Consider the following 14,792-nt stretch of genomic DNA (forward strand, 5'->3'; position numbering starts at 1 on the left):
ATTTTTCCTCCGTTGCTTAGATTTTAACTTCCCTAAAATTCAGTTCTACTTTTTTACCAATGTCATGAAAAATTCTGCTATTTCTGGAGCTTGGTGATCAAAGAAGAGGGATTTCCCCTGGTCTAAATCTTGAATGGTTGCCATCTCTTCTGCCGTCAATTCAAAGTCAAAGATATTGAAGTTTTCCTGCATGCGTTCTTTGCGAACAGACTTAGGAATCACCACAACGTCGCTTTGGAGGAGGAATCGCAATGCTACCTGAGCAACGGATTTCCCATATTTTTCCCCAATTTCTTTAAGAGTTGGCGTATTGAAGAAATCATTGCGCCCTTCTGCAAAAGGTCCCCAAGATTCGATTTGGCAGTTGTATTTATCTAAATAAGTCTTGGCTACTTTTTGTTGCTGGAAGATATGCGTTTCAATCTGATTCACAGCTGGCTTGATTTCTACAAAATGCTGCAAATCAATAAAACGATCTGGTGAGAAGTTTGAAACCCCAATAGCACGGAGCTTACCAGCCCTGTAGGCTTCCTCCATAGCTCTGTAAGTTCCATAGTAATCACCGAAAGGTTGGTGAATCAGCAAAAGATCGATATAATCTGTTTGCAATTTTTGCAAGGATTCTTCAATGGATGCCTTAGCCTTCTCATAACCGGCATTGCTAATCCAAATCTTGGTGGTGATAAAAAATTCTTCCCGCGGAAGGCCAGATTCCTTGATAGCTTCCCCCACACCTGCTTCATTGCCATAAGCTTGAGCGGTATCAAAGGCACGATAACCGACTTCGATAGCATCAAGGACTGCACGCTTGGTTTCATCTACCGGTGTTTGGTAAACTCCAAATCCTAATTGTGGCATTTTAACCTTGTTATTTAAAGTTTTGTAAAACATATTCTGTATCTCCTTATTTCTTTTGATGCTTCTAGTTTTCACCCACTTGAAAATTTTGTACACTATTAATAAAGCAAACTAGTTTTCATAAAACGAAAAGTAAAAAGGAGGTAAACATGCTTAACCTAGAAGAACTCGAACAACTCGTCGCTTTTAAAGAATTAGGGACACTCTCTAAAGTTGCAGAGAAATTACTCATTTCGACACCTTCCTTATCACGTTCCATGCAGCACTTGGAAGAGGATTTTGGTGTTCCCCTTTTTGACCGCAGTGCTAATCGGATTTCGTTAAATAAAACAGGAGAACGTGCTGTCGAAGTTGCACGCAGAATTTTAAGTACTAGTCAGCAAGGCATCAAAGAAGTCAGACAGTTTGAGCAAAGCCTCAAGACCATTACGATTGCTTCAGTCGCTCCTGCACCACTTTGGTCTTTGCTACCGCAACTAGCATCCCTCTACCCTAACAAACAAATTAGCCATCAAATTTGCTCTATCCACAAGGTAATGGAAGCTATTGAGGAAGAAACCATTGATCTAGCTGTTCTCCCATTTGCATATGACCAGAATCAAACGACCTGTCTGCCCTATCTACAGGAGGAACTTGCCATTGCAGTCACTACGGGTCATGATTTGGCTCGTCTAGATGCCGTTAGCTTCGAGGCAATCAATGATTATAACTTTCTCCTAATGGATCAAATTGGATTTTGGAATGAATTGGTTCAAGAAAAAATGCCAGCTTCAAAATTTCTCATTCAGTCCAACCGTTTTGAGTTTGAAGAATTAGCCTACAATTCTACACTTCCTCGGTTTACGACCAATCTCAGCCAAGAAAGGGAAAAGATTCAGGACGACCGAGTAATGATACCTATTTCCGACCCTGAAGCACATGTCCACTATCATTTAGTGTCTCTTAATCCCGAAATCAACTTGACTGACTTAATAAATGTTTAAAATCGCCAGTAAAAGGAGTTTGGGACAAAAAGATTTCAATTTTTAAAAACCTTAATTATTAACCCCTTCAAATCTATAATTAAATGTGAAAAGCGAACAAATTAGAATTCTGATTACCAGAAAACTAGTTTTGTTCGCTTTTTATATTTTAGGTCGGACTTTTGTCCCAGCCTCCTCTTTTATATTTACATAAATAGCCAGTGTTTGAGAAGGTTTGAGTAGAATTTTTTCAGACACTTCTACATCTTCATAGTTTGAAAGCAAAATCTGTCCATTTTGGTAGACTAGAGGTAAATCGATTTCCACTTCTGTGGCATAAAAGTTATTGAGCACTATCTCAGCCTTTTTCTTTATCCCAAAACCAATTCATCACTAACTAGACTTTGCCCACTATTTTTCTGGAAGAGATGCATGAGATCTTCAACCGTCAAATGCTTTTTCTCCTCTCCTTTGACATCCACCACTATCTTGCCTTGATAGAGCATAATGAGACGATTTCCGTACTCAATCGCATGGTTCATATCATGGGTAATCATCAAAGTCGTCAACTGATGGTGTTCCACAATCTTTTGCGTCAAGTCCATCACCATTTGACTTGTTTTCGGATCAAGTGCCGCAGTATGTTCATCCAAAAGCAAGAGTTTGGGTTTCACCAAGGCTGCCATGACTAGGGTCAAGGCCTGTCTTTGTCCTCCTGAGAGGTATTGGGTATCCACTTTCAAGCGGTTTTCAAGGCCAATATTCAACTCTTTCAAGGCTTCTTGGAACTGAATTCTATCCTTCTCCTTCACGCCCCAACCAAGCCCTCTCTTCTTCCCGCGTCTCAAGGCAATAGCCATATTCTCCTCAATCGTCAAACGAGAAGCTGTTCCCATCTTAGGATCTTGAAAAACACGGGCAATATCCTTGGCTCTCTTTCTTACACTCAGATTTTTAATGGATTTGCCTGCCAGTAACAGATCCCCTTCATCCACCGATAGATTGCCAGCCAAGATATTCATCAAAGTGGATTTACCAGCTCCATTTCCACCGATCACAGAGATAAAATCCCCCTCTTCAACCTCTAAATCTAATCCTTTGAGGACATGGTTCTCATTGACCGTCCCTGCTTCAAATGTCTTGTGAATATTTTCAAGTGTTAATAAACTTGCCATAACTTTCTCCTCCTATTCATTTCTCAGTTTCAAACCACGAATATTTAATCTCTTTTGCAATTCTGGTGCAAATAAAACCAAGGCTAACAAAATCGCATTAAAGAGACGAACCAGGTTTTGATCTAGATTTGGAATTTCATAGATATTTAAAATAATCAAACGGTATACAATAGCACCAATTCCGATGGATAATAAGCGGCCTCCAATGGTCAAGTCGTGTATCAAGACTTCCGCAATAATCACCGCACTCAAACCAACAACAATAGTTCCTGTCCCAGAAGTTACATCTGAAAATCCATCATTTTGAGCGAATAAAGAACCACATAGGGCAATCAAACCGTTTGAAATCATATAACCAACAATCTTCATGGTGTCTACATTGACTCCATTTGCCTCACTCATCGGAATATTATCCCCAGTCGAACGCAAGACCAAACCAAGCTCCGTTTTCATCAAAAGGGTCAAAACCAAACAAACAAGTAAGAGACAGGCTAAACTGAGTGAGTACACAGCTTCTTCATTTGTCAGACCAAAGTTCGCTAATTGTTTAAAGACGGTTGAAGAATCTCCCAAGGAAAGATTAGGCACGCTTCCCATGATTTTAATATTGATGGAATAAAGCCCTGTCAAGGTCACAATACCTGTCAAGAGAGCTGGAATTTTCATCTTGGTGTGAAGCATTCCTGATACAAGACCTGCTACCATACCTGCCAGCAAAGCTAGTAAGGTCGCAATCCAAGGATTTGTCCCTGCCTGTATCTGTGATACAACGACAGCCGCCCCCATAGGAAATGCTCCCTCAGCAGTCATATCCGCAATATCCAAAATACGGAAAGTCAAGTAGACCCCAATCGCCATAATCGACCACAACAAACCTTCTGATAAACTAGATAATACAAAATTCATCTTAAATCTCCTTATTCCTTGCCTTCTAACTTACTAATATCAATTCCTAGTGCAACTGCCATTTCTTGATTAGTATGCAATTCCAGTTTTTCAGGCAACTCAACTGCTATATTTTCTGGCTTCTCACCTTTTAAAACACGAACCAGCATGCGAGCTGTCTGACGTCCCAATTCTTCATAATTGGTACCGTAGTTATACAAGCCACCAACCACAACCATTTCTGTTGAACCACCGAATACTGGAACCTTGTGTTTAATAGAAACCTGCTTGACTGTTTCCATGGTTGATGAAATGATATTATCTGTTGGTACAAAAACCATATCTACCTCTGCCATCAAGCTTTCTGCTGCAGCCTTGACGTTATTACTGTCCAAGATTGTTTTTTCAACAACGGAAAAGCCTTTTTCTTCCAGAAGGCGCTTAGCTTCATCCTTTTGGACAACTGAGTTTGGCTCGCTCTGAGTATAGAGGATTCCAATCGTTTTAGCCTTTGGCAACACTTTCTTTATCAAATTGATTTGAGTTGAAATGGCATCTGATGACTGGTCGCTTGTCCCAGTTACATTGCCTCCAGGATACTCTCTTGACTCAACTAACTTAGCACTGACAGGATCTGTTACCGCTGAAAAGATAACAGGTGTCGTTTGTGTTGTATTGGCCAAGCTCTGAGCAGAAGGCGTTGCGATAGCTAAAACGACATCACTAGATTCTGCTAGTTGCTGGGAAATGGTTTTTAGATTTCTTTGTTCTCCCTGTGCATTTTGCAAATCAATCTCAATATTTTTCCCCTCAACATAGCCTTGCTTGGCCAGCTCATCCACAAACCCTTCTCTAGTAGCGTCCAAAGATTGATGAGTAATAAATTGCGAAATACCGATACGAAACACATCTTTTTTCTTATCTGCCTTCAACTGATGCAAACTGATCAGAGAGGTCAAGAGAATCCCCACTACCAAGAGGGGTGCTAGTAATTTTCGAACAACTTTCATAATGAAACTCCTTCTCAGAAAAGATAAAACAAAAAACCGCCTAGATACTATCTAAACGGATGCTTAAAATAATCTAACAAGTTACAACTTAGCTAGTCCATTTAGATATTCATCTATATGGACCACAATCAAAAATCTTAGCCACATAGATACAAACAAATTGCTTGAACTGTTTGCATCCATGGTGACATGTCTACAAACACTATCTAAAGTAGCTAAAGTAAAAGTTTTGATTCATCGTTACAGCTTGTCTCTTATTCATTTCTTTTTCTGCTTTCTTTTTTGATGTTTCCTATCTTACCACCTTTTTCATTAGCTGTCAAGAATATTTCAGAATTTTTTAAAATTTTTCGAAAATTCTTTCAGGGCGCTTTCAAAAGCCTTTCAAATCAGTCCAACAAAAAAAGGTTTATAATTTCCACAAAATTAACATGGAAATTATAAAACCATTATTAGTTTAGTCCTTTTTGATAACGTGCCAATTCGGCTTGGTTAGCCCAAACATAGTGACCTGGACGGATTTCAACCATGGATGGTTTATCAGTCTCATAGTCGTGTTGACTTGGGTCGTAAACCTTCAAGACCTTCTTACGTTCCAAGATTGGATCTGGAATCGGTACCGCTGAAAGCAAGGCTTGAGTATATGGATGAATTGGATTGTTAAACAACTCTTCTGTTTCTGCAACCTCTACAATAACACCCTTGTAAATAACTGCGATACGATCTGAAATAAAACGAACGACAGACAAATCATGAGCGATGAAGAGATAGGTCAAACCAAGTTCTTTTTGGAATTTTTTGAGCAAGTTCAAGACTTGGGCACGTACAGAAACGTCCAAGGCTGAAATTGGCTCATCCGCAATAACAAAGTCTGGTTGCATGACCAAGGCACGGGCAATACCGATACGTTGACGTTGACCACCTGAGAATTCATGAGGGTAACGAGTCAAGTGCTCAGCAAGAAGACCTACTTCACGGATAATATTTTGAACTTTCTCTTTACGTTCTTCTTCATCCTTAAATAAACGATGATTGTAAAGACCTTCAGAAATAATATAATCAACAGTCGCACGTTCATTCAAACTTGCAGCAGGGTCTTGGAAAATCATCTGAATACGACGAATCAATTCCGCAGCTTGTTCACGCGATTTCTTACCATTAATCTTTTGACCTTCAAAAATGATATCCCCATTACTTGTGTCATTTAAACCGATGATGGCACGACCAATAGTTGTTTTCCCACTTCCTGACTCACCTACAAGCGAGAAAGTTTCTCCCTTGTTGATAAAGAAGTTAGCATTTTTAACAGCGACAAACTTCTTACTTCCTTCACCGAAGGAAATTTCTAAATCTTTGATTTCTACTAATTTTTCAGACATTTCCTTCCTCCTAGTCTGCCAGATGGGCAAACCCCATTTTTTCACGGATCTTATCGTGGAGATTTGCAATCACAGCTGGTTTTTCTACTTTTGGAGCATCCTCATGAAGAAGCCAAGTTTTAGCCCAATGTGTCTCTGATACTGAGAATTGAGGGGCTTTTTGTTCGAAGTCAATCTGCATTGCATAGTCAGAACGCAAGGCAAAAGCATCCCCTTTCAGGTCAGTATAAAGTGACGGAGGTGTTCCTGGGATTGAGTAAAGATCCCCTTTATCATCAGCAAGCTGAGGCAAGCTAGACAAGAGACTCCATGTATACGGATGGCGAGGGTCATAGAAGACTTCCTCAACAGTTCCATACTCAACGATTTCTCCTGCATACATAACCGCTACCTTATCCGCAATGCTTGCTACCACACCAAGGTCGTGGGTGATAAAGATTGTTGTGAAATGGTACTCGTTTTGTAAAGATTTTAGCAAATCAATAATCTGTGCTTGGATGGTTACATCCAAGGCAGTCGTTGGCTCATCACAGATCAAGACATCAGGTCGGCAGGCAAGGGCAATCGCAATAACGATACGTTGACGCATTCCTCCAGAATATTGGAATGGGTATTCATCAAAACGTCTATCTGCATCTGGAATCCCAACCTTATTCATGTAGTCAATTGCCAATTCTTTCGCTTCTTTAGCTGTTTTTCCTTGGTGTTTTACAATAACTTCTGTAATCTGGCTACCAATTGTTTTAATTGGGTCCAAACTAGTCATTGGGTCTTGGAAGATAGTCGCAATCTTAGCACCACGAATTTGTTCCCAATCCTTGTGAGACGATAGAGCTGTCAAATCCTGACCACGGTAGTCAATGCTTCCTTGAGCAATGCGACCATTTTCTTCAAGCATACCTGTGAAAGTCTTAGTCAAAACAGATTTCCCTGATCCTGACTCACCTACCAAGGCTAATACTTCTCCCTCAACTAGTTCAAGGGAAACACCGCGAATGGCTGTCAATACTTTGTCACGAACGTCAAATTCCACGACAATATCGCGAGCAGTCAAAATTACATTTTTTTCTTTTGTCATTTCTACTCCTATCTATGTGTACGTGGATCACTAGCATCCGCTAAGTTTTGACCAACTACGAAAAGAGACAAGGATACCAAGACAAGAGTTGTCAATGGAATCCAGAACAAGTAAGCGTTGGTCGTAACGTTTTGTGAATAATCCGAAATCAAACGACCCAAACTTGGTACTGTAATCGGTAATCCAAGACCGAAGAAAGATAAGAATGCTTCGTATGAGATAAAGCTTGGAAGCATTTGAGTCATGGTTGTTACAATAACAGATACCAATTGAGGCATGATATTTTTGGCAACAATCTTCAAGGTTGGTGTTCCCAAAGTACGTGACGCCAAGTTGTATTCCAAGTCACGATAACGCAAGATTTGCACACGGATCATGAAGGCAATTCCAATCCATGTTGTTACACTCATGGCAAAAATCAGATTCCAGAATCCAGCTCCGATTGAGTAAGTCAAGACAATGACAATCAAAAGAGAGGGGATGTTTGAGATGACGTTATAAACTTCCATCATCACACGGTCAACTGATTTTGAAATTCCCCAAATACCACCGACAAAGACACCGATAACCAAGTTAATCACTGTCGCAATAACAGATATGAGGATAGAGTTACGAGCTCCGAACCAAACACCGTCAAAGAGAGATTTACCGTTACTGTCAGTACCGAACCAATGCTCAGCATTTGGCTTGATATAACGAGCACTAAAGTCGTTTACCTTGCTGACATCATTGAAATCAAACTTAGAAAACATTGGGTAGATGAAACTCATCAAAATGATGGCTACCAAGATTCCCAACATGACTACAGTTGATTTTTTCTTCATAAATTGTCTAAACACTGAACCCCAGTATGAATAAGCTGGCGCATCAATGACTTCAGAGGCAAAATCGTCACGTTTTACGAACTGAAATTTTTCTTTATCGATTGTAGACATTATTTGCCTCCTTTCTCAGTCAATTTAATACGTGGGTCAATAATTGTCATCCAAATATCTCCCAAAAGAAGTGAGAAGATAGAAATACATGTAAAGATGAAGACAAGACCAACGACCATAGAGTTATTAGATGCTTTTACAGAGTCAATCAACATTTTACCCATACCTGGGAAGGCGAAGACTGTTTCAGTAAGGGTTGCACCACCGATAACCCCGATAACGGCACCAGGAATTCCTGAAACCAGCGGAACCATGGCATTTTTAAAGATGTGTTTGTTTGAAATTTCTTTTTCAGACAAACCTTTTGCACGAGCAAAACGAACAAAGTCTTGTGATTGCAAGTCAATCATGTAACGACGAATCCAAATCGCTGTACCAGGAGCACCCAACAAACCAAGGATAACTGCTGGTAAAACATACGAACGCCAATCACCAGCACCCAATATAGGGAATGAATCTGGCAAGCCGATTGAAGAACCAGCCAAACGGATGATATAAACCAAGGCAATGGTTGGGAGAGCCATCAAGAAGGTCAAAGCCCCTGTTGAGAAACTATCAATCCAAGTGTTCTTGAAGCGAGCCATAGCTGAACCAAGTGGCACGGCAATCGCATAAGAAATCACCAAACCAATCAATCCAACGACAGCAGAGCTGGCAATCATAGAAGGATATTGGTAGTTACTTTCAGTAGCTGTATAAGGATCATCTTTTCCGTAGTTGGCTACTTCACGAGAATCAGCCTGACTAGGTGATTTATAAGTTCTTGAGTAAATATTTACAGAAGAAGTTTTCTTACCCGTTGGGAACTGAACTTGAGAGGTTTTTGTTTGACCTTGTCCCTGAGTAATAACCTGTAATACAGGGCTATTAGCATAGGTTGGATAAGAATCACCTAAATTAATGTTCACAAAGTTTTGATGTACAAACGGGAACTGACTGTTAAAGTACAAGAGATATTTGTGTTTTGTTCCTGAACCGACCAATGACCATCCGATAGCTGGATCGTTTTCGAAACGAAGGTAACGTTTCAAGTCTGGGTTTTCAGGGTCTTGAATTTTATTTGTATGGTCAATGTCAATCAAGTTAGCATAGAATTTGAAAACACGTTCAAAAATTGGGATTTCACGAGTCGCATAGAATTGGCCACTTTCAGTAAATTCTCCCAAGGTCCAACCATGACCGATTTGTTTGATGTATTTTTCATAGATAGCCTTGTTGGTATCATTAGCTTCAACGGTTACAGAGGCGTCCATCTGGCTAGCTTTTTCTTGCAACTCTTTGGTATCGTAGTACTCGATATAACCCATACGCTCATAAACGGTATTCTCATAGTTATCACGTTTATCAGCAGTTGTCGCAATCTTGTTATAGTTGGTATCCTGTTTGAAAATCAATTTTCGAGGAACCATTGTATAGATAATCGTGTAAGTCAAGGTTGTTACTAAGAAGATAGAAACCAATGACCGCAAAACACGCATAAAAATATATTTTTTCATATCATTTCCTTTAAAAATCCCAAAAGAACCTTCTCCTCATGGAGAGAAAGTTCTATTGAAAATTATTTACTTCACATGACTTGCCAATTCTTTTTGAGCTTTCTCGTTTGACTCAGTCTTTTCTTTCAACCATTTTTCACGAGCTTTTTCATACTCTTCTTTGGTGATTGCTTTTTCACCAACTTCAGTGTACTTCAAGTATCCTGAATTTTCACCTTTAAGGCCGGCTACAGAATATGAAGAGCTAAATGGTAGAACTTTTGAAACAAATGAAACGGCTGTTTCTTTAGGAGAAGCCATTACTGGAATTGTCAAAGCATTGTCAGTCAACCAAGCTTGTGCTACTGCGTATTTTTCATAACGTTTTTGAACATCTTGGTTTTCACTGTTTGCGTCATCAAGTAATTTTCCATAGTCAACTAAACCAAGTTTGCTTACTACTGATGCATCTGTATTTTTGTCAATACCAAGATAAAGGCGAGTATTTCCTCCCTTAATGACGAACTGATCCAAGAAAGTAGAAGGATCTTGATAGTCAGGGTTCCATCCTGTCAAGGTATGGATATCCCAGTCTTGTTCTTTAGCTGTTGGAGCGCTAAATGAAATTGGTAAAGCTTCTGCTTGAGTCATTTGTTGCAAGTCTACAACAACATTATCTGAACCCAATACTTTTTCAATTGATTGTTTCAATGATTGAACACGGTTTACAACCGCTGTTGATTCTTGGATAACCAAGGCATCCAAGTGGATTGGGAATTCAACACCCTCAACTTGCAGGCTTGATTTAGCTTTAGCAAAGACTTCTTTAGCTTTTTCTTCATTGTAAAGTCCATTTTGAGAATCTGCTAGAGACACGTTTGACCAAGTAGAAGAATTTGTCTTAGCCAAGCTATCTTGTACCAATTCACCAAATGTTTTCTTACCAACTTGAAGGTTATAAGGTGCAAATGTATTACGGATGGCTACTGCAGCTCCATCAGTACCATTTGTTTGAGCTGAATAAGAATTGCGATCGACTGCAAAGTTCAAGGCTTGACGGAATTCTTTATTTAGCAATGCTTTCTGAGTAGATGTCTTTTGGGCATCACTTGTTTTGGCAGTGTGGTTATAGGTTGTACGGCCATAGTTCAAGCTGACAGTTGCAACACCCGCACCTGGTTCATTAAAGTAAATGTTATCTTTGAAGTCAGCTGCATATTTTTCATATGTAGAACTTGTAGGGAAGATACGAGCCTTGCTATATTGACCATCGGCAAAACCTTTAGCAATCACATCTTGGTCCTTACCATCCCAGAAAGTGAACTTAACGTTCTCAATTTTTACATTTTCTTTGTCCCAGTAAGCGTCATTTTTAGCCATCTCGATAGATGATTTAGGAGTTACAGATTTTAAGACAAATGGACCGTTATAAAGAATAGAGTTGGCATCAGTTGGGGCACCAAAACCTTCCCCTTTTGAAGTTAAGAATTCTTCATTAACTGGCATCAAAACACCACTAGTAGTCTTGTCATTCCAGAAAGTTTCTGGCTGGTTCAAGGTATATTCTAGTGTTTGGTCATCAAGTGCCTTTACACCAACGGTTGAAAATTCGCTTGTTTCACCCTTGATATATGCTTCTAATCCCTTAATAGAAGAGCTAACGATTGAAAGTCCTTTTGATTTTCCATCTACAGCATGTTTCAAACCAGTAACGAAGTCTTTAGCAGTTACAGGAGCGTATTCTTCTCCCTCTGCTGTCACCCATTTAGCATCCTTACGGATTTTATAGGTATAAGTCAAACCATCTTTTGAAACTGTCCATGATTCAGCGATAGAAGGAACCAGATTACCATATTTATCGTTAGCCAACAAACCATCTACGGCATTTGTTGTGATGAATGACGTTGAATCGATATTGCTAACGACATAATCCAAGGTTTCTGGATCTGTTTGATAAACATATTGGTAATCTTTTGCTAGTTTAGCATTATTTGAACTAGTGTTTGAACACGCAGCTAGAACTCCTGACGTTAATAAGGTAGCTCCCGCTACAGCAAGCACTTGACTTTTTTTCATTTATTTACTCCTCTTATAAAGTATAGGTTATCATCAATTATATCATAGATTTCAAGAAAAGTAAACGAATTTTCAGAATATTTAGGATTATTGATACAAAAAATCTGAAAAAGCTATTGACTGAAAATCATTTTCAAGGTATAATAATAAAAGTTAAGGCGGTATAGCCAAGTGGTAAGGCACGGCTCTGCAAAAGCTTGATCGTCGGTTCAAATCCGTCTACCGCCTTTCAATACCGAATTTATCGGAATTTATCAAGACAAAAAGCCCGTAAAATAGGGCTTTTTTATTTTTTTTCAGATAATTAAAGATAGATTTAAAGAACTTTTGGGGTGAGTTTGGGGCTGAGTTTTTTCAAGGACACAACTCCCTTTTGAAATCAACTGAAAAAAGCTTCGTCACGCATGGTGACAAAAGCCTCTAGTTTACTCTGTTTCTTCTTCAATTTCGACTTCTGTGATTTGGACTCTTACCTTGGTCACACGTCCATTTTTCACCTTATCATTGGTTAGGATAAGCTGTTTGTTTTGACTGATCAATTCATAGCTAAGCTTTTCAGTTGTTGGAATAGTCCCTACACCAGTCAAATAATAACCAGCGATTGTATCTACATCATCACTTTCAAGCTCAACATCGAAATAACTATTGAAGTCGTTCAAGTTCATCGTACCTTGAACAATGTAGGTATTCTCACCAATAGTATGAACGTAAACCTCAGCACGGTCAGTTTCGTCGTCAATCTCTCCGACAATCTCCTCAAGAAGATCCTCTAGTGTAACTAGACCTGCCATACCACCATACTCATCCAGAAGGATAGCCATCTGTCTTTGAGTATTTCTGAACTCTTTTAATAAATCATCTACAAAAATCGTCTCAGGTACAAAGAGTGGATCTTGCAAGATTCGCTTCCAGACGATATTGTCAAACCCACTGACAAAGGCTTCTTTAAGGAGGCTCTTGGTGTGAACCAAACCAATGACATTGTCCTTGTCTCCATCATAAACAGGAATACGAGAAAAGTTCTGTTTCAAGATACTTTGGATGATGGTTTGAGTATCATCCTGAATATCGACCATAAAGGCATCTGTTCGAGGAACCATGACTTCACGTGCCATGAGCTCGTCTAGTGAGAAAATCCCCTGCAACATTTCAATTTCGTCAGCATCTAGTGTTTCTTCACTATTAGTCAGCATATAGGCAATTTCATCACGGGTCATCTTTTCATCCGCATCATCAAATGACATAGGAGTCAAGCGACTCAATAGATTGGTAGATGCAGACAAGAGCCAAACAAAGGGACTAACTAGTTTCCCCAGCCCAATAATAACTGGCGCTGTACGAATTGCCAAAGCATCCTTTAGATTAAGAGCAATTCTCTTAGGATACAATTCCCCAAAAACGATGGAAATATAAGTCAAAAATGCTAAAGATAGAAAACTTGAAACGGCATAAGCTGTTTCGCCATTTCCAAGCCAAGATGCAATCACACGTCCTAGAGTATCAGCTAAACTCGCCCCTGATAAGATCGTAATCAGGGTAATCCCTACTTGAATAGTTGATAAAAAATGGTTAGGATTCTCTAATACCTTCAGCAGACGGATATAGCGTCTATCTCCCTCTTCTGCCTTTTGTTCAACCCGCGCACGGTTAAGAGAAACCATGGCCATTTCTGTGGCTGAGAAAAAAGCATTTAACACCGTCAAGATAAACAATAAAACAAATTGTAGCAACAAATTCTGACTACTTGGGTCTTCCATAGTTCTTCTCCTAAAATAGTATCTTATCCTTTATTATATCACAAAATATAGTCCAGTACATATTATTTTTTCTCATACTCTTCGAAAATCTCTTCAAACCACGTCAGCTTCACCTTGGTGTAGATATATGTAACTGACTTCGTCAGTTCTATCCACAACCTCAAAACAGTGTTTTGAGCTGACTTCGTCACTCTTATCTGCAACCTCAAAGCAGTGCTTTGAGCAGCCTGCGACTAGCTTCCTAGTTTGCACTTTGATTTTCATTGAGTAGCAGTGTCTATTGTATCCCTGCTTAAACTAGTAAAAAAGAACTCCTACATCCACAAGTGACATAGGAGTTTATTTTATCTTTTACTGACTAACAGTGACTTCTCCAGTTCGGTAATCCAGTTGAAGCCCCTTTTGAACATTGGGAACTAGGACATTAAATTCCAATTCTCCGTCTGAAGACTTGGCTTCAATCTGTGAAGCTGAAGGAACTAAGTCCTCGTTTGAAGCGTAGTATAGGGTTACACGGTAACGGACACGCTTGTTTTGGTCCAAAGCTTTACGCACCATGCTTTCATAGTAGTTTTGACCAGTCGAATCCTCGGCCTGTGCCTGATTTGCCCAGGCTGTCTGAACAGCAATGTTTTTAGGATTACTTGTCGAGGCATCAAAACCATCCAAGCCGCCGATTAAGGCATAGCCTAACAAGTGACCTCTATCAACCGCATGAGTATAGGAACCCTTTAGATTCTTGACCTGATGCCAGCCTGGAGGAGTCCACGAAGTCGAACCATTCCCAGTTTCTTCACGATTCTTGTACTGGCGAGTAGCCTTAGACAAGAGGGCATTAGCCACGGTTGGCACTGTTTCCTTGCCCACTGTCTTTGTTTTGTTATCAGCGTAGGGCTTACTTGAAACCTTGGCATCTAGATTTGTTTTATTACCATTGACGATAAAAGCACCTGAGCCATTCCACTCCAGACTCCCTTTTATTTGACTCTTGACTGCATCTGTTAAGACACTTTCTGCCAATTCTTGACTAGGAGCTTCAGAAGCCTGTTTTTTCTGACTAAGCTTGGTTTTGGGACTATTAGCTGTCGACTGCAGCTGCTTGATATAATAGCTTCCCGCAGATAAGAGTAATAACACTAGCAGTCCGATCAGTGTCTGTCTTGTTTTTTTGTTCATATTTCTCCTTATCTTTAGAAAAAGGC

At 39.6% G+C, this 14,792-nt stretch carries 13 protein-coding genes, 1 tRNA gene and 1 pseudogene; 2 read left to right on the forward strand and 13 right to left on the reverse strand.

The features are described from left to right. Positions 1-45 precede the first annotated feature (45 nt). Positions 46-891 (reverse strand): aldo/keto reductase, encoded by an 846-nt coding sequence (locus QM959_RS04660; RefSeq protein WP_247934983.1) that lies wholly within the window; start codon positions 889-891, stop codon positions 46-48. A gap of 116 nt (positions 892-1,007) precedes the next feature. On the opposite strand from QM959_RS04660, the gene QM959_RS04665 reads away from it, so the two are divergent. Then, positions 1,008-1,841, forward strand: a complete 834-nt coding sequence (locus tag QM959_RS04665) for a LysR family transcriptional regulator (protein WP_414371703.1) — start codon at positions 1,008-1,010, stop codon at positions 1,839-1,841. Between the two features lie 141 nt (positions 1,842-1,982). Here the strand turns inward: QM959_RS04665 and QM959_RS04670 are convergent. The 9 genes and pseudogenes from QM959_RS04670 to QM959_RS04710 all read right to left on the reverse strand — a co-directional run. Continuing rightward, a pseudogene (locus QM959_RS04670) lies at positions 1,983-2,177 on the reverse strand (hypothetical protein); the annotation flags it as partial. Between the two features lie 14 nt (positions 2,178-2,191). Continuing rightward, on the reverse strand, positions 2,192-2,995 hold the full coding sequence (locus QM959_RS04675) for an ATP-binding cassette domain-containing protein (RefSeq protein WP_261036290.1): 804 nt from the start codon (positions 2,993-2,995) through the stop codon (positions 2,192-2,194). Positions 2,996-3,007: 12 nt separating this feature from the next. Next, the gene (locus QM959_RS04680) at positions 3,008-3,901 is read right to left on the reverse strand and encodes an ABC transporter permease (protein ID WP_414371705.1); all 894 of its coding nucleotides are present in this window, start codon (positions 3,899-3,901) and stop codon (positions 3,008-3,010) included. 11 nt (positions 3,902-3,912) lie between these two features. Beyond that, entirely contained in the window at positions 3,913-4,890 is a 978-nt protein-coding gene (locus QM959_RS04685; RefSeq protein ID WP_414371707.1) for an ABC transporter substrate binding protein, read from the reverse strand. 452 nt (positions 4,891-5,342) lie between these two features. After that, positions 5,343-6,269 carry an ATP-binding cassette domain-containing protein gene (locus QM959_RS04690; protein ID WP_101514805.1) on the reverse strand — a complete coding sequence of 309 codons (927 nt, stop codon included), beginning with the start codon at positions 6,267-6,269 and terminating at the stop codon, positions 5,343-5,345. A 10-nt stretch (positions 6,270-6,279) separates the two neighbouring features. Then, positions 6,280-7,347 carry an ABC transporter ATP-binding protein gene (locus QM959_RS04695; RefSeq protein ID WP_000159550.1) on the reverse strand — a complete coding sequence of 356 codons (1,068 nt, stop codon included), beginning with the start codon at positions 7,345-7,347 and terminating at the stop codon, positions 6,280-6,282. 8 nt (positions 7,348-7,355) lie between these two features. After that, entirely contained in the window at positions 7,356-8,282 is a 927-nt protein-coding gene (gene oppC / locus QM959_RS04700; RefSeq protein WP_261036292.1) for an oligopeptide ABC transporter permease OppC, read from the reverse strand. After that, positions 8,282-9,778, reverse strand: coding sequence for an ABC transporter permease (locus tag QM959_RS04705; RefSeq protein WP_004260571.1), 1,497 nt, complete (start codon positions 9,776-9,778; stop codon positions 8,282-8,284). Before QM959_RS04705 ends, oppC begins: the two co-directional genes overlap by 1 nt. A 66-nt stretch (positions 9,779-9,844) precedes the next feature. Continuing rightward, complete coding sequence (locus tag QM959_RS04710; RefSeq protein WP_414371710.1) at positions 9,845-11,833, reverse strand: peptide ABC transporter substrate-binding protein; 1,989 nt, start codon at positions 11,831-11,833, stop codon at positions 9,845-9,847. A 157-nt stretch (positions 11,834-11,990) separates the two neighbouring features. On the opposite strand from QM959_RS04710, the gene QM959_RS04715 reads away from it, so the two are divergent. Further along, a tRNA-Cys gene (locus QM959_RS04715) sits at positions 11,991-12,061 on the forward strand. Between the two features lie 197 nt (positions 12,062-12,258). Here QM959_RS04715 and QM959_RS04720 read toward each other — a convergent pair. The 3 genes from QM959_RS04720 to endA all read right to left on the reverse strand — a co-directional run bounded on the left by QM959_RS04720 (position 12,259) and on the right by endA (position 14,766). Further along, positions 12,259-13,590, reverse strand: a complete 1,332-nt coding sequence (locus QM959_RS04720; RefSeq protein WP_414371712.1) for a hemolysin family protein — start codon at positions 13,588-13,590, stop codon at positions 12,259-12,261. 93 nt (positions 13,591-13,683) lie between these two features. Continuing rightward, positions 13,684-13,854: a hypothetical protein gene (locus QM959_RS04725; RefSeq protein WP_414371714.1), complete on the reverse strand. Its 171-nt coding sequence runs from the start codon at positions 13,852-13,854 to the stop codon at positions 13,684-13,686. An 87-nt stretch (positions 13,855-13,941) separates the two neighbouring features. Continuing rightward, positions 13,942-14,766: a DNA-entry nuclease EndA gene (gene endA / locus QM959_RS04730; RefSeq protein ID WP_414371716.1), complete on the reverse strand. Its 825-nt coding sequence runs from the start codon at positions 14,764-14,766 to the stop codon at positions 13,942-13,944. Between the last annotated feature and the right edge of the window lie 26 nt (positions 14,767-14,792).

The organism is Streptococcus mitis, assembly GCF_047459985.1.
Lineage (GTDB): Bacteria > Bacillota > Bacilli > Lactobacillales > Streptococcaceae > Streptococcus > Streptococcus mitis_DZ.